The 19,689-nt window shown below is 58.4% G+C and carries 21 protein-coding genes and 1 pseudogene; 18 read left to right on the top strand and 4 right to left on the bottom strand.

Annotation, left to right across the window (positions count from 1 at the left end; translation table 11 throughout):
* Positions 1-134: pseudogene (locus BFR47_RS17740) on the top strand (IS630 family transposase); the annotation flags it as partial.
* A 353-nt stretch (positions 135-487) separates the two neighbouring features.
* Positions 488-943: an aminoacyl-tRNA deacylase gene (locus tag BFR47_RS05985; protein ID WP_071472204.1), complete on the top strand. Its 456-nt coding sequence runs from the start codon at positions 488-490 to the stop codon at positions 941-943.
* Between the two features lie 247 nt (positions 944-1,190).
* Here BFR47_RS05985 and BFR47_RS05980 read toward each other — a convergent pair whose 3' ends face one another.
* Positions 1,191-1,673, bottom strand: coding sequence for an FKBP-type peptidyl-prolyl cis-trans isomerase (locus BFR47_RS05980; protein WP_071472203.1), 483 nt, complete (start codon positions 1,671-1,673; stop codon positions 1,191-1,193).
* A gap of 162 nt (positions 1,674-1,835) precedes the next feature.
* Between BFR47_RS05980 and phaR the strand changes: the two genes are divergently transcribed.
* Positions 1,836-2,351 carry a polyhydroxyalkanoate synthesis repressor PhaR gene (phaR, locus tag BFR47_RS05975; RefSeq protein WP_071472202.1) on the top strand — a complete coding sequence of 172 codons (516 nt, stop codon included), beginning with the start codon at positions 1,836-1,838 and terminating at the stop codon, positions 2,349-2,351.
* A 50-nt stretch (positions 2,352-2,401) separates the two neighbouring features.
* On the opposite strand, the gene BFR47_RS05970 is transcribed toward phaR, so the two are convergent.
* Entirely contained in the window at positions 2,402-3,046 is a 645-nt protein-coding gene (locus BFR47_RS05970) for a phasin family protein (protein WP_071472230.1), read from the bottom strand.
* A 3-nt stretch (positions 3,047-3,049) separates the two neighbouring features.
* On the opposite strand from BFR47_RS05970, the gene BFR47_RS17735 reads away from it, so the two are divergent.
* From BFR47_RS17735 to BFR47_RS18575, 6 genes are all read left to right on the top strand, one after another.
* A complete protein-coding gene (locus BFR47_RS17735; protein WP_139215107.1) occupies positions 3,050-3,406 on the top strand; it encodes a hypothetical protein in 357 nt (118 codons plus the stop codon).
* A gap of 454 nt (positions 3,407-3,860) precedes the next feature.
* Positions 3,861-5,636, top strand: a complete 1,776-nt coding sequence (gene gcl, locus BFR47_RS05965) for a glyoxylate carboligase (RefSeq protein WP_071472201.1) — start codon at positions 3,861-3,863, stop codon at positions 5,634-5,636.
* 66 nt (positions 5,637-5,702) lie between these two features.
* Positions 5,703-6,485, top strand: coding sequence for a hydroxypyruvate isomerase (gene hyi, locus BFR47_RS05960; protein WP_071472200.1), 783 nt, complete (start codon positions 5,703-5,705; stop codon positions 6,483-6,485).
* 21 nt (positions 6,486-6,506) lie between these two features.
* A complete protein-coding gene (gene glxR, locus BFR47_RS05955; RefSeq protein WP_425433988.1) occupies positions 6,507-7,439 on the top strand; it encodes a 2-hydroxy-3-oxopropionate reductase in 933 nt (310 codons plus the stop codon).
* A gap of 190 nt (positions 7,440-7,629) precedes the next feature.
* Positions 7,630-8,556, top strand: coding sequence for a glycerate kinase type-2 family protein (locus BFR47_RS05950; protein WP_245748814.1), 927 nt, complete (start codon positions 7,630-7,632; stop codon positions 8,554-8,556).
* A complete protein-coding gene (locus BFR47_RS18575; protein WP_245748813.1) occupies positions 8,526-8,897 on the top strand; it encodes an MOFRL family protein in 372 nt (123 codons plus the stop codon). Before BFR47_RS05950 ends, BFR47_RS18575 begins: the two co-directional genes overlap by 31 nt.
* Before the next feature lie 151 nt (positions 8,898-9,048).
* Here BFR47_RS18575 and BFR47_RS05945 read toward each other — a convergent pair whose 3' ends face one another.
* Entirely contained in the window at positions 9,049-9,558 is a 510-nt protein-coding gene (locus BFR47_RS05945) for a hypothetical protein (protein WP_139215106.1), read from the bottom strand.
* A gap of 21 nt (positions 9,559-9,579) precedes the next feature.
* On the opposite strand from BFR47_RS05945, the gene BFR47_RS05940 reads away from it, so the two are divergent.
* The 3 genes from BFR47_RS05940 (at position 9,580) to BFR47_RS05930 (ending at position 12,595) form a co-directional block, all read left to right on the top strand.
* Positions 9,580-9,936 carry a hypothetical protein gene (locus BFR47_RS05940; protein ID WP_071472197.1) on the top strand — a complete coding sequence of 119 codons (357 nt, stop codon included), beginning with the start codon at positions 9,580-9,582 and terminating at the stop codon, positions 9,934-9,936.
* 256 nt (positions 9,937-10,192) lie between these two features.
* Complete coding sequence (locus tag BFR47_RS05935; RefSeq protein WP_245748812.1) at positions 10,193-11,305, top strand: carboxynorspermidine decarboxylase; 1,113 nt, start codon at positions 10,193-10,195, stop codon at positions 11,303-11,305.
* Positions 11,306-11,356: 51 nt separating this feature from the next.
* Complete coding sequence (locus BFR47_RS05930; RefSeq protein WP_071472196.1) at positions 11,357-12,595, top strand: saccharopine dehydrogenase family protein; 1,239 nt, start codon at positions 11,357-11,359, stop codon at positions 12,593-12,595.
* Between the two features lie 413 nt (positions 12,596-13,008).
* On the opposite strand, the gene BFR47_RS05920 is transcribed toward BFR47_RS05930, so the two are convergent.
* Positions 13,009-13,821 carry an IclR family transcriptional regulator gene (locus BFR47_RS05920; RefSeq protein ID WP_071472194.1) on the bottom strand — a complete coding sequence of 271 codons (813 nt, stop codon included), beginning with the start codon at positions 13,819-13,821 and terminating at the stop codon, positions 13,009-13,011.
* Between the two features lie 216 nt (positions 13,822-14,037).
* Between BFR47_RS05920 and BFR47_RS05915 the strand changes: the two genes are divergently transcribed.
* The 6 genes from BFR47_RS05915 to BFR47_RS05890 all read left to right on the top strand — a co-directional run bounded on the left by BFR47_RS05915 (position 14,038) and on the right by BFR47_RS05890 (position 19,564).
* Positions 14,038-15,534, top strand: a complete 1,497-nt coding sequence (locus BFR47_RS05915; RefSeq protein WP_217645461.1) for a sugar ABC transporter ATP-binding protein — start codon at positions 14,038-14,040, stop codon at positions 15,532-15,534.
* Entirely contained in the window at positions 15,531-16,505 is a 975-nt protein-coding gene (locus BFR47_RS05910) for an ABC transporter permease (protein ID WP_071472192.1), read from the top strand. The genes BFR47_RS05915 and BFR47_RS05910 overlap by 4 nt, the downstream gene beginning before the upstream one ends.
* A 106-nt stretch (positions 16,506-16,611) precedes the next feature.
* The gene (locus tag BFR47_RS05905) at positions 16,612-17,631 is read left to right on the top strand and encodes a substrate-binding domain-containing protein (RefSeq protein ID WP_139215105.1); all 1,020 of its coding nucleotides are present in this window, start codon (positions 16,612-16,614) and stop codon (positions 17,629-17,631) included.
* A gap of 90 nt (positions 17,632-17,721) precedes the next feature.
* Positions 17,722-18,336: a methylthioribulose 1-phosphate dehydratase gene (locus BFR47_RS05900; RefSeq protein WP_071472190.1), complete on the top strand. Its 615-nt coding sequence runs from the start codon at positions 17,722-17,724 to the stop codon at positions 18,334-18,336.
* Positions 18,333-19,019 (top strand): acireductone synthase, encoded by a 687-nt coding sequence (gene mtnC, locus BFR47_RS05895; protein WP_071472189.1) that lies wholly within the window; start codon positions 18,333-18,335, stop codon positions 19,017-19,019. Before BFR47_RS05900 ends, mtnC begins: the two co-directional genes overlap by 4 nt.
* Before the next feature lie 2 nt (positions 19,020-19,021).
* Positions 19,022-19,564, top strand: a complete 543-nt coding sequence (locus BFR47_RS05890) for a 1,2-dihydroxy-3-keto-5-methylthiopentene dioxygenase (RefSeq protein ID WP_071472188.1) — start codon at positions 19,022-19,024, stop codon at positions 19,562-19,564.
* The last annotated feature ends 125 nt before the right edge of the window (positions 19,565-19,689 follow it).

Below are 19,689 nucleotides of genomic sequence, written 5' to 3'. Positions count from 1 at the left end.
GGCACAAGCTGCATGAGACGGTAACCCGCAATCACCAGTGCTACAGCATGGTATCTCTGCTGAAGCGAGTCAGACATTTTATGAATACCGTTTCGCCATTTCCTGGGAGTCGTTACGGAACAGCCAAAATGTAGCACTATTAGGATCAGTTATTTAGATAGAAGTAACCACAGTACGACTTCTATGAGCAGTCACTGGTGGCAGCTTTCTATGTAGAGGTCAGGTCTTGCTTTTTGCCCTTGCCCTTTTTATTCGCGCTTTCCACCGGCGACTCCATACCGATGAGAGGCGGCTGGGATAACCTCAGCCGACCATCACATGCCATGGATGGCATGTGTGAGCTTACAGGGATGTACTTGAAGCGTGTCGGAAGAGGTTGCCCAACTGGCTCTCTGTACGCTTTGAGTTCATTGTCCCACACGCCGCCAGCATCCCCCCATAACCTATACTTCAACCGGCATTCAGTATCTGTCGAGGAGGATTTGTTATGCCGGCCCAACGATTACAGCAATACCTGGATCAACAGGGGGTCAAATATCGGGTCATTACTCATTCGCCGGCGTTTACCGCGCAGGATGTGGCCGAAGTCGCCCATGTGCCGGGCAGGGTAATGGCCAAGGTGGTGATGATGACACTGGATGGTCAGATGGCCATGATAGTGGTGCCTGCCCCCAAGATGATCCATCCCGACAGCCTGGCCCAGTCCCTGTCGGCGCAGGAGGTGACCTTTCTGCATGAAAACAACTTCCGCGAGAAGTTTCCCGACTGCGATGTCGGTGCCCTGCCCCCCTTCGGCAACCTGTATGAACTACCGGTGTACATAGACACCGAACTCGCACAGCAGGAAGAAATCGTCTTCAGTGCCGGCAGTTACCGTGAGCTGTTCAGCCTGTCCATGAAAGACTACCTGAGACTGGTTCAGCCCAGGGAGATTGCGGTCTAGCCCGGGCCAGTGCCGTACCCAACAAAAAGGCCGAGCAACAGCTCGGCCTTTTTGTTGGTGTTTTCTACCGGCAACGCCATGCCGATGAGAGAGGCTGCTGGGATAACCTCAGCCGACCATCACATGCCATGGATGGCATGTGTGAGCTTACAAGGATGTACTTGTAGCGTGTCGGAAGAGGTTGCCCAGTTGCCTCTCTGTGCACTGACCGTTTGTAGACTTGCGCCTAAACAAACAAGCCTGCGGCTTAGTGGTGGTGACCACCTTCACCGTGGGCGTGGCCGTGGGCCAGCTCTTCTTCGGTGGCGGCGCGTACGCTGACCACTTCCAGATCAAAATTCAGCGTTAAACCGGCCAGTGGGTGGTTCATATCCACGTCGGCCATAAACTTGCCCACCTTGGCTACCGTGACCTGACGCTCGCCTTGCTCGGTGTGCACCGTGGCCATCATGCCCGCTTTCCACTTCTTGGCACCTTGCAAATGCTTGACCGGTACGCGCTGGATCATGTCGTCTTTGCGCTCGCCGTAACCTTCTTCCGGCGTCAGGGTAACGCTGAAGCTTTCGCCTTCTTCTTTGCCGGTCAGCGCTTTTTCCAGGCCTTCCATCATGCCGTTATGGCCATGCAAATAGGCCAGCGGCGTGTTGCCGGCGTTGGTGTCCAGCACCTGGCCGTCTTCGGATTTCAGGGTGTAGTTGAACTGTACTACGGTGTTGTCTGCAACTTGCATCTGCTGTCCTGTCTGTATCGGGAAAATAACCGGCACAAATAATAACAGATGGTGCAGCCCGATTCAGTGTCATCGTCAGCCGCCACCCTGCCCCCAAATTGAGCGGTACCGGCTATTGGGATACACTGGCTGTTAAACCAGCCCGCCGAGAATCAGTTCCGCATGTCAAAATCCCAGGACAGTATCCGCATCATCAAGAAGTATCCCAACCGCCGCCTGTACGACAGCTATACCAGCAGCCACGTGACGCTGGCCGATATTCGCCGGCTGGTGCAGGAAGAAGAACCCTTTCAGGTGGTGGATGCCAAAAGCGGCGAGGATCTCACCCGCAGCATACTGCTGCAGATCATCCAGGAAGCGGAAAGCGACGGCGATCCGATATTTTCCAGCGACATGCTGAAGAACATCATCCGCTTCTACGGCCCCTTTCAGGGCGTGCTGGGCAGCTATCTGGAAGAAAGCATCCAGTCGGTGATCGATATCCAGACCCAGGCCGGCGCCCAGTCATCCGAAGCCTGGACCCAGTTCATGCACAGCCAGGTACCGATGATGCAAGAAATGATGCGTCAGTATGTGGAACAGTCCCGCAGTCTCTACCTCAACACCCAGAACATGTTTGGCCTGTTCGGCGGTTTCGGCGGCAGCAGTAACGACGAAAAAAAAGACGATAAGGAATAACCCCTATCGCCTCAAACGAGATAACCGCTGTTATTTTTCGTTATCGTTAATTAGCTGGCCTTGGCAGCACCGCGACCGCTCTTGGCGCTGTTGTTCGCCGCATTGTTGGCGACAACATTGGCGGCGGTGCTGATGCCTTTTTCGGCCGTTTCCGCTACCTGTCTGGCGGCCTTTTCAGACTGCTCGGCAGCCTGCTTGACCGCCTTGTCGGCGATCTCGGCGGCATCTTTGGCCGCTTTCTGCGCCTGCTCATAGGCTTCGTTGGCGCTGGTTACCACAGATTTCATGGCGGTAACAGCCGATTCGGTACCCGCAGGGGCATGGCCGGCCAGTTGGTCAATCGCTTCATTCAGCTGCTCGCTACCGGCGGCAACTTGCTGCTCTGCAAACTGACCCACCTGCTGCTGGGCATCGGTCAGCAGAGCCAGCACTTCGCGGTTGAAGGTCAGCTGACGGTCCAGCAGGGCGGTAGGGCTGAAGAAGGCACTTTGCAGCTCGCCGAACGCCTTGGCGTCACGCACGGCCAGCAGCTTGCCGGCATAGTCGAACTGAGCCGTGCTCAGCTCGGTAAGGGAGTCCTGTTGCAGCTTGCCCAGTTTGGTGGCGCTGGCAAACAGATTGCTGGTCAGACTCTGTACCTGGTTCAGGTAGGTCTGCTGGATGCTTTGGAATTTCTCAAAATCGAACAATGACATAATTTGCATCTCCTGAAGAATGGGAAGGCACCAGGCCCGGCACGCCAGCAAGAAAAACATCATCATTCTACTTTCTTGGTCTCGGCGTACGCCATTAATACTGCACCGCACAAAATGGCTTTACAAGTTCTTTTTTGTGCATCGCAAAATAATTCCATCCGAATAAACGTACCAGCCGCTCAAGAATCGCTCCTGCTCTGGCCTTACTCTGGTTATCCGCCGCATGACAGCGCCATGGCCATCGGCTGCCTCACCGAGCTGCCGGCGCAGACCGCTGGCACCATAAGCGAGGCGGCGGGTTCAGGATCGGACTCACCTGCCGGCAATCCAGACTGTGGCAACCCATGGCATAAAACATAAAATTGTGCACAAAAATTTCGATTAAAACCGAAAATTAAACAGCAACATTTAGCACAATAATCCTCTTCACACTTACCTGGTTATGTTGTTGTTATCAGCTTCTCGCCGGCTTTCTCTCCCCATCCGGCCACTGCATTCACGCATCAGAGTGAGGGTACCCACCGGTCGCATTTTGTTCAATATCGACAAACCCCCACTCAATAACCGCAAAAAATCATTAAAAAACAACAATAAAAAACCATTCAGACAAACAACATTCGCCGAACCACCCACCACACCAATTTCCACATTATAAAAATCATTTCCGAAATAATTTGATCGGCCCTGTTTTTTTTGTATTATCAGCTCATGGGTTACGTGGTTGTTAACCGCCCTCACCAGACGGGAACACGTGCCGAACATCATGGACAACAGATAACGGTGCCGAGAGCACCAAGGAAAATGGATACTAATCATGGCTAAAATGAAAGCAATCGAAGCGGCAGCCAAAATCCTTGAGCTGGAAGGGGTAACCAAGGCCTTTGGCGTTCCCGGCGCCGCCATCAACCCCTTTTATGCCGCACTGCGAGGCCTGGGCTCCATCAACCATGTGCTGGCCCGTCACGTCGAAGGCGCCTCTCACATGGCCGAGGGTTACACCCGCTCCAACCCGGGCAACATCGGCGTGTGTATCGGCACTTCCGGCCCGGCCGGCACCGATATGATCACCGGTCTGTACTCCGCTTCTGCCGATTCCATTCCGATCCTGTGCATCACCGGCCAGGCGCCGCGTGCCCGCATGCACAAGGAAGACTTCCAGGCCGTAGACATCGAGTCCATCGCCAAGCCGGTATGCAAATGGGCGGTGACCGTGATGGAACCGGCTCAGCTGCCCGGTACCTTTCAGCAGGCATTCCACATCATGCGCTCCGGTCGCCCCGGCCCCGTGCTGATCGACATGCCGTTCGATGTGCAGATGGCCGAGATCGAATTCGATGCCGACGCCTATCAGCCGCTGACACCTTACAAGCCGGCCGCCACCCGCATTCAGGTAGAAAAAGCCCTGACCATGCTGAACGACGCCGACAAGCCGCTGCTGGTGTCCGGTGGTGGTGTTATCAATGCCAACGCCGATGCGCTGCTGACCGAGTTTGCCGAGCTGGTCAGCGTACCGGTTATCCCGACCCTGATGGGCTGGGGCACCATTCCCGACGATCACGAGCTGATGGCCGGCATGTGTGGCCTGCAAACGTCTCACCGCTACGGTAATGCCAACCTGCTGGCTTCCGACTTCGTACTGGGTATCGGTAACCGCTGGGCCAACCGCCACACCGGTTCTGTCGACGTGTACACCAAGGGCCGCAAGTTCGTTCACGTGGACATAGAGCCGACGCAGATTGGCCGGGTATTCGGTCCGGATCTGGGCATCGTGTCCGACGCCGGCGCCGCGCTGGAGCTGTTCGTGGCCGTCGCCAGGGAGTGGAAAGCCGCCGGCAAGCTGAAAGATCGCAGCGCCTGGGTGGCCGAGTGTCAGGAGCGCAAGCGTACCCTGCAGCGCAAGACCCACTACGACAATGTGCCGGTCAAGCCGCAGCGTGTTTACGAAGAAATGAACAAGGCCTTCGGTCGCGACACCACCTATGTGTCTACCATTGGTCTGTCACAAATTGCCGCCGCCCAGTTCCTGCACGTGTACAAGGCGCGTAACTGGATCAACTGCGGCCAGGCCGGCCCCCTGGGCTGGACCATTCCTGCCGCACTGGGTGTGGTTGCCGCCGAACCCGGTCGCCAGGTGGTTGCGCTGTCGGGAGACTACGACTTCCAGTTCATGATTGAAGAGCTGGCGGTAGGCGCCCAGTTCAAGCTGCCGTACATCCACGTACTGGTAAACAACTCCTATCTGGGGTTGATCCGTCAGGCCCAGCGCGGCTTCGACATGGACTTCTGTGTTCAGCTGTCGTTCGAAAACATCAACGCGCCGGAACTGGGCGAATACGGTGTTGACCACAAGGCCGTGGTCGAAGGGCTGGGCTGCAAGGCCATCCGGGTATTCAAGCCGGAAGACATCGCGCCAGCCTTCGAGGAAGCCAAGCAACTGATGGCTCAGCACTCGGTACCGGTCGTGGTTGAAGTGATCCTGGAGCGGGTGACCAACATCTCCATGGGTGTTGAAATCGACGCCGTCAACGAGTTTGAAGAACTGGCCGAAAAAGGTGCCGATGCACCGACCGCCATCTCGCTGCTCGACTGATCATGATATCGGCCCGGCCGAACAGGCCGGGTGTGTTCTTGCCCCCAATCAATGAAGGACATCGTTATGCCGAAATTAGCTGCCAACCTGTCGATGCTGTTTACCGAAGTGGATTTTATGGACCGTTTCGACGCCGCCGCCCGGGCCGGCTTCAAGGGGGTGGAATACCTGTTCCCCTACGCCGAAACCGCAGCGGACATCAAGGCTCGTCTCGATGCCAATGGTCTGACTCAGGTGCTGTTCAATCTGCCGGCCGGTAACTGGGACGGCGGTGAACGCGGCATTGCCTGCCATCCGGATCGGGTGGAGGAATTCCGCCATGGTGTCGACAAGGCCATCGAATACGCCAGGGTGCTGGGCAATACCCAGGTGAACTGCCTGGCCGGTATTCAGCCTGCCGGCGTGTCTGACGACGACGCCGAAGCGACCTTTGTGGCCAACCTGAAGTTTGCCGCCGACAAGCTGGAGACCGCCGGCATCAAGCTGGTGATGGAAGCGATCAACACCCGTGACATTCCGGGCTTTTTCCTCAACAACAGCCGTCAGGCGCTGGATATCATCGAAAAAGTCCGTTCCGGCAATCTGGCCTTCCAGTACGACATCTACCATATGCAGATCATGGAAGGGGACATCATCCCGACCATCGAGCAGAACCTGAGCATCATCAACCACATCCAGCTGGCCGACAACCCGGGTCGTCACGAGCCGGGCACCGGCGAGCTGAACTACCACAACATCTTCGCCTTCCTGGACAAGGTGGGCTATCAGGGTTGGGTAGGCGCCGAATACAAGCCGGCCACCACCACCGAAGCAGGTCTGGGCTGGCTGAAGACCCACGGCGTAGCCTGAGTCTCACACATCTGACTTTTCCTGGCGTCGGCACTGCCGGCGCCGCAAGAACAAGAGGAAACGAACATGAAAATTGGTTTTATCGGTACCGGTATCATGGGCAAGCCCATGGCGCAGAACCTGCAAAAAGCGGGTCACACCCTGTATTTCTCCGAGCATTACCGCAAGGCGCCGGCCGACCTGCTGGGTGACAACGGCATCGCGCTGGCCAATCCGGCGACCGTGGCTCAGGAAGCCGACGTCATCATCACCATGGTGCCCGATACCCCTCAGGTTGAAGAGGTACTGTTCGGCACCAACGGTGTCGCCGAAGGCCTGTCTGCCGGCAAGATCGTGATCGACATGTCTTCCATCTCGCCGATTGCCACCAAGGCCATTGCCAGGCGCGTGAACGAAACCGGCGCCGATTACCTGGACGCCCCGGTATCCGGTGGTGAAGTGGGTGCCATCAACGCGGCCCTGACCATCATGGTCGGTGGCGAGCAGGCCGTGTTCGACCAGGTCAAGCCGCTGTTCGACGCCATGGGCAAGAACATCACCCTGGTCGGCGGTAACGGCGACGGCCAGACCTGCAAGGTGGCCAACCAGATCATCGTGGCCCTGAACATCGAGGCCGTCGCCGAAGCGCTGGTATTCGCCTCCAAGGCCGGTGCCGATCCTGCCCGGGTGCGTGAAGCACTGATGGGCGGTTTCGCGTCGTCCAGGATCCTGGAAGTGCACGGCGAGCGCATGGTCAAGGGCACCTTCGACCCGGGCTTCCGTATTGCATTGCATCAGAAAGACCTGAATCTGGCCCTGAGCGGTGCCCGCGAACTGGGTGTGTCTCTGCCCAACACCGCCGGCGCTCAGGAACTGTTCAATACCTGCAACGCCCTGGGCGGTTCCGGTTGGGATCACTCCGGCATGGTCAAGGCGCTGGAGCACCTGGCCAACCACAACATTCGGGGCGAATAAGCCTGTTACCGGTTCGCGGCTTTCTGGTTTCCGTCGCGAACCGGTCCGAATGGGGCAGGCATCGGCAAGAGCAGACTTTCACTCAGGGGGCTTTGTGTCAGATCCTGATTGCCGGTTGTGCTGCCCCACCCTCGTCATTAGTGCAAATTAGTGCAAAATAGAGACAGCCGTTTTTTCAGGAGTATTTGCAATGGATATACAACCTCAGGAGTTGTTACAGCAGTTATTCAGCAGCGCCGTGGCCGCCGCCCAGCCCAGGGGTCATCTGGCCGAATACCTGCCCGGGGATACTCGTCAAAAAGCCGTTGTTATCGGGGCCGGCAAGGCCGCCGCCTCCATGGCCGCCGAACTGGATGCCATCTGGAAAGGTGAACTGTCCGGCCTGGTGGTGACCCGCTACGATCACGGTGCCCCCTGCGAGCGCATCGAGATCATCGAAGCCGCCCACCCGGTACCGGATGACGCCGGTGAGCGCGTGGGTCGTCGCATGCTGGAACTGGTGTCCGGCCTCGGCGAAGACGACCTGGTCATCTGCCTGCTGTCCGGCGGCGGTTCTTCGCTGCTGAGCCTGCCGGCTCCGGGCCTGACCCTGTCCGACAAGCAGGCCATCAACAAGGCGCTGCTCAAGTCCGGCGCCGCCATCGACGAGATGAACTGCGTGCGCAAGCACCTGTCCGCCATCAAGGGTGGCCGCCTGGCCGCCGCCACCTACCCGGCCCGGCTGATTGCCCTCGGCATCTCCGATGTGCCTGGCGACGAGCCGACCGTGATCGCCTCCGGCCCCACGGTGGCGGATCCGACCACCTCGGCCCAGGCCCTGTCCATCCTCGACCGCTACGGCATCGAGGTGGGCGAGCACGTACGCCACTGGCTGCAAAGCCCGGAGTCCGAAACCGTCAAACCCGGTGACGAGCGGCTGAGCCGTGCCGAGTTCCACATGATTGCCACCCCGCAGGACGCATTGGACGCCGCCGCCGAGCTGGCCCGGGCCCATGGCATCACACCGCTGGTGCTGGGTGACGGCATCGAAGGTGAATCCCGCGAAGTAGCCAAGGTCCACGCCGCCATCGCCAGGCAGATCCGCAAGTGTGGCCAGCCGATTCCGGCGCCTGCGTGATCCTCTCCGGCGGTGAAACCACGGTCACCATCAAGGGCAACGGCCGGGGCGGACGCAACAGCGAATTTACCCTGAGCCTGCTCAACGAGCTCAAGGGCCTGCCCGGCGTCTATGCCCTGGCGGCCGACACCGATGGCATCGACGGGGTGGAAGACAACGCCGGCGCCATCATCGATCCCGAATTGTACGCCCGGGCCGAAGCGGCCGGCCTGAAGGCGGAAGACTACCTGGCCAACAATGACAGCTACGGCTTTTTCTCCCGGCTGAACGCCCTGGTGGAAACCGGCCCGACCCGCACCAACGTCAACGACTTCCGGGCCATTCTGGTGCTGCCGAAGTAATTCAGGTTAATCCAAATAATGACCACCGACGTCAGGGGCGGCCAAACCATTAACCCTCGCCGATAAACAGTAAAAGCACCTGCCAGGTGCTTTTACTGCTTGCAACATATGGCTAACGTCGCCGGCCACGATCGGTTTGCACCGGAATCAACTAATCCAGCCCCAGCAACGCCTTCAGCCCATCCACCACCTTAGCGGTCACCGGCTTATTGGCGGCTGCGTCCAGCGCATCGGCTTCGGTCTGCTCGGCATATTCCAGCGATTGCTCGACCTCCGCATGTCGGGCTTCGAGCCCGGCAATCTGCTCCTCAAGCGCCTCGAGATCGGTCTTGGTATAAAGCGCCGCCTTCAGTTGTTCGTTCAGCTCCCGGTTGAGGGCATCAAGATCCGGCTTATCGTCGGGTGAATTCGGATCCAGAGCCGCTATCTCGTTTTGCAGTTCGATAATTCGCTGATCGACTTGCTCGGGATCCACTGCCTGCAACTGCTCTCGCTGGTCGTTTAGCTCGGCCATTTTCTCGTCAATAGCGGCCAGTTCGCCACTGAGCTCACGGCCTTCCAACACCGCCTGCTCATAGCGGGCAATCATGCCAACCCTGGAGTGCGGGTTGGCCTTAGCGCGGGCGTTGGCGGAGGCATGGCCTGCATTCAGGCTACCCATTGCACTGGCCAAGGAGCCGTGATGATGGCCGGAAGACTTGCCTCTGCCTGTATGTTCGGACCGGTGCTGCCGGCCGGACTCGTCATGGCCACGTCCGGCATCGGTACCCTTGCCATGGCCGCCGTGATTTCCACTGCCGTTATTATTGCCGTTGCCGCCATTATTTCCGCTACTGCTACTATTTCCGTTGCCATTGCCATTGCCATTGCCATTATTTTCCCCGGCTTTCGCATAGACAGTACTGCCCGTATCAAGGCCGGCAACCGAATCCAGCAGGGGGGGTGCAAGCAACAGACCCGCCGCCAGTGTTATTCCACCCAACCCCAGATAGTGTTTTGTTATCTTCATTGTCTGACCTCCTCCCTGAGTGCACAGTAAGTCAAACAGCTGGATCGGGTTTTCGCCAGTATTTTGCCGTCAATCAAGGGCCCACCAGGATCCTCCCGAACCTGCATCCGTCTGTCATGGCGTAAGCCATCGCCATTGCGAACAAAACTAAAGCCGGCTCACACTACAGGCAAGCCGAAGGTGCAACCATGACACTTTTTGCTCGATGCCTCCCCCCCTTTCTACTATAATCACGCGCTTTAAATTTCCCGAGCTCCGGCCGGGCGGTTAAACCGAGCAAGAGGGTATGACTCAGGTGATAAAGACGCCGTACTATCTCATCGACAAAAGCAAACTGCTGCGCAACATGGAGAAAATCGCCTATGTGCGCGAGCACTCCGGCGCCAAGGCGCTGCTGGCTCTGAAATGTTTTGCCACCTGGTCGGTATTCGATCTGATGAGCCAATACATGGACGGCACCACCTCGTCCTCCCTCAACGAAGTCAAGCTCGGCAAACTCAAGTTTGGCGGTGAAACCCACGCCTACAGCGTGGCCTACGCCGACGACGAAATCGAAGAAGTGCTGGCCCACTCCGACAAGATCATCTTCAATTCCATCGGCCAGCTCGAGCGCTTCGCCGATGCCTCCGCCAGCCATGTGCGCGGCCTGCGCCTGAATCCGGGCGTATCCAGCTCAGAATTCCTGATTGCCGACCCCTCGCGCCCCTTCAGCCGTCTGGGGGAATGGGATGCGGACAAGGTCGCCACCGTCATCGACCAGATTTCCGGCTTCATGATTCACAACAACTGCGAGAACAGCGATTTTGCCCTGTTCGACCAGATGCTGGGCGAAATCGAAGACAAGTTCGGCAGCCTGCTGGAACAGCCCCAGATCGGCTGGGTCAGCCTCGGCGGCGGCATTCACTTTACCGGTGAAAACTACCCGCTGGATCAGTTCTGCGCCCGCCTCAAGGCGTTCTCGGAGCGTTACGGCGTGCAGGTTTTCCTCGAGCCCGGCGAGGCCTCCATCACCATGAGCACCTCGCTCGAGGTGACGGTGCTCGACACCCTCTACAACGGCAAGCAACTGGCCATCGTGGACAGCTCCATCGAAGCCCACATGCTCGATCTGCTGATCTATCGCGAGTCCGCCAAGATGGCGCCCAACGACGGTGAGCTAGAATACATGGTGTGCGGCAAGTCCTGCCTGGCCGGCGATATCTTCGGCGAATTCAAATTCGAGCGCGAGCTCAAGGTGGGTGACCGGCTGTCTTTCATCGACGCCGCCGGCTATACCATGGTCAAGAAAAACTGGTTCAATGGCGTCAAGATGCCCGCCATTGCCGTGCGTGAACTCGATGGCAGCGTTGAGCTGGTTAAGGAGTTTACGTTCGACGACTTTGTGAACAGCCTCTCCTGAGGCATGGAGTAACCCCAACAAAGCCTTTCAAGGAGGCTCCAGAGGAAAAAAATGAAGAAAAACGTTCTGATTATTGGTGCCGGAGGTGTCGCCCAGGTTGTTGCCCACAAGTGCGCGCAACATAACGATGTTCTGGGTAACATCCATATCGCCTCGCGTACTGTCGAGAAATGTCAGCAAATCGTCGACAGCGTGCGGGAAAAGGGCAGCCTCAAGGTTGCCGGTGAATTGCAAGCCCATGCCCTTGATGCGCTCGATATCGAAGCCACCAAGGCATTGATTGACAAAACACAGTCGCAGATGGTGATCAATGTCGGATCGGCTTTCATCAATATGTCGGTGCTGCAGGCCTGTATCGAGACCGGCGCCGCCTATCTGGATACCGCCATTCACGAAGACCCGACCAAGATCTGCGAAACCCCGCCCTGGTACGCCAACTACGAGTGGAAGCGCAAGCAGCTGTGTGCCGATAACGGCATTACCGCCATCCTCGGTGTCGGCTTCGATCCGGGCGTGGTCAACGCCTATGCGGCGGTTGCGGTCAACGAATACTTCGACAGCGTCGATTCCATCGACATCATCGACATCAACGCCGGCAGTCACGGCCGCTACTTTGCCACCAACTTCGATCCGGAAATCAACTTCCGCGAGTTCACCGGTCGGGTCTGGTCCTGGCAGAACAGCGAGTGGGTACAGAACAAGATGTTCGAAGTGCAGCGCACCGACGATCTGCCGGTCGTGGGCAGTCAGACCAGCTACATGACCGGTCACGACGAAGTGCACTCGCTGTCCCAGAACCTGAATGTGCCCAACGTGCGTTTCTGGATGGGCTTTGGCGAGCACTACATCAACGTGTTCACCGTGCTGAAGAATCTGGGCCTGCTGTCCGAGCAGCCGGTGAAAACCGCCGAAGGCCTGGAAGTGGTGCCGCTGAAAGTGGTCAAGGCCGTGCTGCCCGATCCTTCTTCCCTGGCCCCGGATTACAGTGGCAAGACCTGCATCGGTGATGTGGTCAAGGGCAAGAAAGACGGTCAGGACAAAGAAGTCTTCATCTATAACGTGGCCGACCACGCCGACGCCTATCAGGAAGTGGGCAGCCAGGGCATCTCCTACACCGCCGGTGTACCACCGGTCGCCGCCGCCCTCCTGATCGCCACCGGCGAGTGGGATGTGAAGCACATGGCCAACGTGGAGCAGCTGCCACCCAAGCCGTTCATCAACCTGCTCAACGAGATGGGTCTGCCGACCCGCATCAAGGACGAGCAGGGCGATCGCCCGCTGAGCTTCTAAGCTTAATCAGCGAATGCAAAAGGCCAGTCTTCGGACTGGCCTTTTTTGTTAGCAGTGTCCCGTCCTTTTTCAGGCATTACCGCGAAGGCGGGAATCCAGAACAGAAAACGCAGATTCTGTCAGCATGGACTCCCGCCTTCGCGGAAGTGATACCAATCTGAATAAAGATCTGATCTTTCTCAAGTCCGAACTCAGAGGCAACACAGCCAGCAGGCAGTGCCAGCAGGTGACTCTGCAGCATCAAGGAGGGCAAAGGGATCTGCTCAGCCGACCATCCGCACCACGGATGGTGCGGCTGAGCCTCCAAGGATGGATTTACGGCGAGTCGGCGGAGTAGACCCTTTGTCCGAGATGGGCATGACCGTCAAAAAGATCGAATATTTAATGCGATGGGTATGATCAGGATACCAGGGTCAGGGCACCTTGCCGCCGATGGCATGAGTCACTTCCCGGGCGGCGCCCATCACCAGAGTGGCGAGTTCCGGGATACGTTCTTTCTTTACCCGCACCGCCGGACCGGAGATGGAGATGGCGGCGACCGCCTCGCCATATTCGTTATAGATATTGGCGGCGATGCAGCGCAGACCTTCAAACTGCTCTTCGTCATCCAGCGAGTAACCCTGCTGGCGGATCCTGCCCAGCGCCTGCTCGAACTGCTCGGGACGGGTAATGGTATGGGCGGTAAAGCCGACCATGTCGGTTTGCCCGATCAGCGCCATCGCCTCTGCCGGCGGTATCACCGACAGCAGCGCCTTGCCCACACCGGAGGCATGCAGGGGGGAACTGCTGCCCAGCGACACCACCATGCGCATGGTCTGGGGGGACTCTACCTGACCCACGTAGACCACCCGGTCCCGCTCCAGTATCGCCAGGTTGGAGGTTTCTCCCGTTTCCGCCACCAGCCGCTTCATGAAGGGCCGGGACTGGGCGATCACATCGCGCTTCTTGAGGTAGGCATTGCCGATGGAAAAGGCATTCACGCCTATGCTCCACAGGCCCTGGGTGTCATCCACATCGACGAAGTCGTGACTGCGCAGGCTGTTGAGCAGGCGGTGGGCGGTGGACGGCGCCAACCCCAGGCTGGCGGCCACTTCGGTCAGCGACATGCCCATGTCGGAAGCCGCCAGCCGCTCCAGCAGCAGCAGGGCGCGAGAAAGGGACTGTACCTGAGTGGCACTCGTCGATTTGGTGGTTTTGGGTACTTTGGATTTTATTTCTTCTGCCATGAATAAGCCGGGATCAACAGAGACCTGGCGGTCATTGTATGGCTATTCGACCGCCAAGTCCTGTTTGAGTTTGAAAACGGTGAGCCGTGAGGCGCTGCAGAGGCTGGCCGCAGGCCTGGTATATGGCGTCATGACACAGTGTTCCGATTGACAACTCCTTTCCAGACAGATAAGTTTTTCGACGGCTAAATGTTTAGACGTCTGGATGGAGTTTCATTGGAATTACAGAATACGACCAAGGCTTTTGGCCCTCATCGGGTACTTAAAGGGGTCAACCTGCAGCTGCCGGCCGGTAAGGTGACGGCACTGATGGGCGCGAATGGTGCCGGCAAGTCCACCCTGGTTAAGGTGTTGTGCGGTGTGCACCGGGCCGATGCGGGAAGCCTGCTGATCGACGGCCGGCCCGTGGTATTCCAGGATCCACGCCAGGCCAATGCCGCCGGTATTGTCACCGTGCATCAACACATCAACGACAATGTGGTGCTCTCCCTGACGGTGGCAGAAAACCTGCTATTGGATCGCTTGAGCGATGGCCGCCTCGGTGGCCTGATCGGACGCCGGCGTTTGGCTGAACAGGCCCGGCCGCTGGCCGAGGCCGTGGGCTTGGCCGTACCGATGGACACTCAGGTGGCAGATCTCAGCCAGGCAGAACGCCAGCTGTTGGCCATCGCCCGCTCCCTCGCTCATCAACCCCGCCTGCTGATTCTCGACGAACCCACGTCCACCCTGTCCGATACAGAAGCCGAGCGGCTGTTTGTTTTAGTCGAGCGATTACGGGCAGAGGGCACGGGCGTGCTGTACATCAGCCATCGGCTGAGCGATATCCGCCGGCTCGCCGATCGAGTGGTGGCGCTGCGTGATGGTGTCATTGTGCTGGAGCAAGAGACGCCGGATCTCCCTGGTGCCGTTCAGGCGATGCTGGGCCATGGCTTGGGTGAAGTGACCCATGATTACCGGCTGGGTGGCCGGGAGCGATTCCGGCTGCAACAGGCCCAGTTGGCTGACCACGTGCGCCCCTTCAATTTGAGCCTGCATGAGGGAGAGATCACGGTGGCGACGGGGCTGTTGTCGAGCGGTGCCATGGGATTGCTGCAAGCCATTTACGGCCTGGCGCCACTGGCGTCCGGCACCATGTACAAGGATGATCGACCCTGGCGGCCCGACAGCCCAGCCGCAGCCATCAAGGGTGGTGTCTTTATGGTGCAGGAAGACAGGGCCAGCGCCGGCATCATTCCCGGTTTTACCCTGCGTCATAACCTGAGCTTGCCATTCTTGTCCCGCTTCAGCCGGTTTGGATTGATAGATAGACGACAGGAAGCCGATAGCGCCAAACACCATCTGGCCCAGGCAGGGGTGAAGTATCAGTCCGATCTGCAGCCAATGAGCGCCTTGTCTGGCGGTAACCAGCAAAAACTGATGCTGGCTCGCTGGCTGCAGGAACCCAGCTCTCTATTGCTGCTGGCTGAGCCATTTCAAGGGGTGGATATTGGCGCTCGGCGTGATATAGCCCGCCTGCTCAGGAGTACCGCCGACAAACGGGCCACTCTGGTGGTGTGTACGGATCTGGAAGAGGCTCTGGAGCTGGCCGACCGGCTGCTGGTGTTCAACCACCATCAGCTCGTCGGCGATCACCGGGTCGAGCAACTGAATATGGAGCAGGTGCTGCAACAGATAGCAGCTCTGCCTGAACACATCGATGAGGAACTGAAATGATACGGCAAGGTGCCATCAAATATGGATTGGTTGTGCTGCTGGTGGCGATGGTGCTGGTGTTCAGCTATCTACAACCGGCCTTTGGCAGCATGCGCAATAGCTTTATTATCCTGCAGTCGGTTTCGATTGTGGCCATTCTGGCGTTGGGGGTGACCGCCACCCTGGCCGTGGACGGTTTTGATTTGTCGATCGGCGCCACCGCTGCGCTGGCGATGATGACATCTTCCTATGTTTTGGTGGTGCTGGATGGCGGCACCCTGATGGCTATTATTGCCGCCTTGAGCGTAGGTGCGCTGGTAGGGTTGTTAAACGGTTTTCTAACGGTACAAATGCGCATACCGGATTTGCTGGCCACTCTGGGAGTCATGTTTTTGCTGCTGGGGTTGCAGTTGATCCCTACCGAAGGACGTTCCATTGCCGCTGGCATGATACTGGGCGACGGTAGCGTGGCGTCAGGCCGGTTCAGCGCGGCCTTCCTCGAACTGGGCCGTACCCGGCTGTTTGGGGTGGTGCCGGTGCCGGTCGTGATCATGCTGGTGTTAGGGTTGATCACCTGGCTGTTTCTGGAGCGCAGCCGATTTGGTCGGCTGTTCTACGCCATTGGTGGTAATCGGTCCGCCGCCTGGCTGGCGGGCGCTAATGTGTCGGCCTACCGGTACTGTGCCTACGTTATATCCGGTGTTTATGCCTCTATCGGCGGCGTTCTGCTGGCGGCGCGTATGGGGCGGGGCGATGTCAGCTCCGGCAATAGCCTGTTGATGGATGCCGTCGCTGCGGCGCTGGTGGGGTTTGCCGTGCTCGGTGCAGCTCGTCCCAATGCCTTGGGGGCCGTGGTGGGAGCACTGTTTGTGGGGGTGCTGCTCAATGGCCTGACCATGCTCAATGCCCCCTACTATACCCAGGACTTCATCAAGGGCGCCGTGCTGGTGGTCGCGCTGATGTTCACCTTTGGCCTGGCCAAACGCAGTTAAATCGCCAGGTCATGTCACAGTAGCAATCAGGCTGTTCTTACCAGAATCTGATGTGAGCCAAGAGATGACTTTTATTAAAATCAATTACCTGACAAGGAAGTATATTATGAAGTGGTTCAAGTCTTTAGCTGCGGCAGCGCTGTTGTTGCCAGCCGTTACCATGGCGGCGGAGTTACCCGAGGCACTGGCCGGCAAGAAACTGGCGCTGGTACGCTTTATCTCGCAGGGGGACTTTTTCCAGGCTTATCTTTCTGGGGTAGAGTCCCAGGCCGAGGCTCTGGGTCTGGAGCTGCAGATTTTTGATGCACGTCAGGATGCGGCTCGCCAGCGGGACATGCTGGATCAGGCCATATTACAGGGTTTTGACGGTATTCTGCTGCAACATGGCTTTACCGACAGTATCAAGGACAAGGCCGCCAAGGCGGTCGAAGCCGGCATCAAGGTGGTGGCCTTCGACGTCGATGCCCAACATGAAGCAATTCCGCAGATCCAGCAGTCCGATGCACAACTGGCTCGACTGGCACTGGAACAGATGGTGGCCGACAATGGCGCGCAGCTGGACATCGGTTATATCTATGTGCCCGGTTTCCCTCCCCTGGAGCGTCGTGACGCCGTGTTCGGTGAATACCAGCAACGTTACCCGGAACTGAAAGAAGTGGCCCGTTTTGGTACCGTTAACAACCCTATCGCCAACTCGGTGGCCGATCAGGCGGCCGCCGTACTGCGTGCCAATCCGACCATCAGCGTGATCTTCGCGCCGTTCGATGAATTCGCCAAGGGGGCCAAAATTGCCCTGGAAGAAGCCGGACTGGCGCAGGATGTGAAAATCTACAGCGCCGATATTTCTACTGCCGATATTCAGGCCATGCGCGAACCGGGCAGCCCCTGGGTAGCTACCGCCGGTACTAATCCGGCAGTCATGGGCGAGGTCAGCGTGCGCGCTCTGGCCATGCTGCTTGCCGGAGAAAACCCGGGCCAGAAGGTGCTGGTGCCACCGACCCTGATCACTCAGCAACTGCTTAACGAGCAAGATATCCAGAACATGAAACAGTTGGGACAGAAGCTGCCCGCCTTCGCCCATGCGGATGTGGCCAACCCGGACTGGATGGTGCTGCCCACGCGATAAGCAAAGAAAGGCCAGAGGCTTCACCCTAGTCAGTTCATTGTCAAACTCGCAATATATGTACCGCTGTTTATATATACCAAGGAAATCATTATGTCGTATCACTCCGAGCTGGCCGAGTTGGTGGCCGCTTGTCACTGGATTGGTGCCAAAGGCTGGTGCCCGGCCACCGGCGGTAACATGTCGTTGCGGCTGGATACCGAAACCTGTCTGGTGACGGAGTCGGGCAAGGACAAGGGCAGCTTGAGCGACACGGATTTTCTTAAGGTGCGCCTGGCCGACAACGGCGTCGCCGATGGTCGCCGCCCATCTGCCGAAACCGGCCTGCACACCCTGATCTACCGGCTGCTGCCGGAGATCGGGGCCGTGCTGCATACCCATTCGGTGAATGCCACCGTGCTGTCCCGGGCAGAAAAAGGGACTGAACTGTCGTTAAGCGGCTACGAGATGCAAAAGTCCCTGTCCGGCCAGCAGACGCACTTGGATACGGTGCCGATCCCGATTTTCGACAACGACCAGGATATCGATGCCCTGGCCATGCGGGTGGCGGATCATCATCGGCGTCAGCCGCTGATCTATGGTTTCCTGGTTCGCGGCCATGGTCTGTACTGTTTCGGCCGCACCGTGGCCGAGGCCCGTCGTCACCTGGACGGGCTGGAGTTTCTGTTTCAATGCGAACTGACCCGCAGACTGCTGGAGGCAAAGTGATTAAAGCCATAGTTACCGATATTGAAGGCACCACCAGCGACATCCGCTTCGTACATCAGGTGCTGTTTCCCTACGCCCGTGAGCGCATAGCCGATTTCGTGCGTGCCACCGCCCAGGACGCGGAGGTAATGGTGCTGCTCAACGATGTGCGCACCGAGATGGACCAGCCCAAGGCCTCGCTGGATGAAGTGATTGCCGAGCTGCTGCGCTGGATAGACGAAGACCGCAAGGCCACCCCGCTCAAGGCCCTGCAGGGCATGATCTGGCGCCACGGCTATGTCAACGGCGACTTCAAGAGCCATCTCTACGAAGATGCCGTCAATGGCCTGCAAGCCTGGCATCAAGCCGGCATTCGCCTGTATGTGTATTCCTCCGGTTCGGTGGCGGCTCAGAAGCTGCTGTTCGGCTACAGCGAGGCGGGCGATCTGACCCCCCTGTTCAGCGGCTACTTCGATACCAAAATCGGCGCCAAGCGGGAAGTGGCTGCCTACCAGACCATAGTGCGGGAGCTGGCGCTGCCGGCGGAGCAGATACTGTTCCTGTCCGATATCCATCAGGAGCTGGACGCCGCCGAGGCCGCCGGCATCCAGACCTGCCAGCTGATCCGCGGCGAGCCGGATCCGGACAGCCATCACCGCCAGGTGAGCCGTTTTGATGACATCAGCCTGACCGCAAAGGAGTAACCATGAGTGCCTTGACCGTTTTTGCCGACAATCAGCCGGACCAGCCGCTGTTTTCCAGCCGGGATGGAGATGAGATCGCCAGCGAACTGGCCGCCATCGGGGTGAATTTCCGCCGCTGGCAGGCCGATCGCGAGCTGGCCGCCGATGCGGACAACGACACCATCCTGGCCGCCTACCAGGCCGAAATCGACCGGCTGGTGGCGGAACGGGGTTATCAGAGCTGGGATGTGGTCAGCATGCAGCCGGATCACCCGGACCGGGCGGTGTTCCGCGACAAGTTTCTGTCAGAACACACCCATGGCGAGGACGAGGTACGTTTCTTCGTCGAGGGCGCCGGGCTGTTCTGCCTGCATGTGGATGGCAAGGTGTACCAGGTGCTGTGCGAGAAGAATGACCTGATCTCGGTGCCGGCCAACACCCGACACTGGTTTGATATGGGCCCGGCGCCGCGCTTCACCGCCATTCGCCTGTTCAATAATCCGGAAGGCTGGATCGCCCAGTTTACCGGCGACGCCATCGCCAACGGCTTCCCAAAACTGGATTGAATCTCTTCACGGCTTGATTCATCGCACCTCAAAACCCGGCATCGTATGAAAACAATACCGGGGTTTTAGTCACGCCGCGGGGCCTGGGCCGGCGTGACAGTCATGATGACTAACATTAGCGATGT

It is taken from the genome of Oceanisphaera psychrotolerans, assembly GCF_001870485.1.
Classification (GTDB): domain Bacteria; phylum Pseudomonadota; class Gammaproteobacteria; order Enterobacterales; family Aeromonadaceae; genus Oceanimonas; species Oceanimonas psychrotolerans.
Note: the sequence above shows the minus strand (reverse complement) of the source record. Positions and strands in the feature narration are given on the sequence as shown.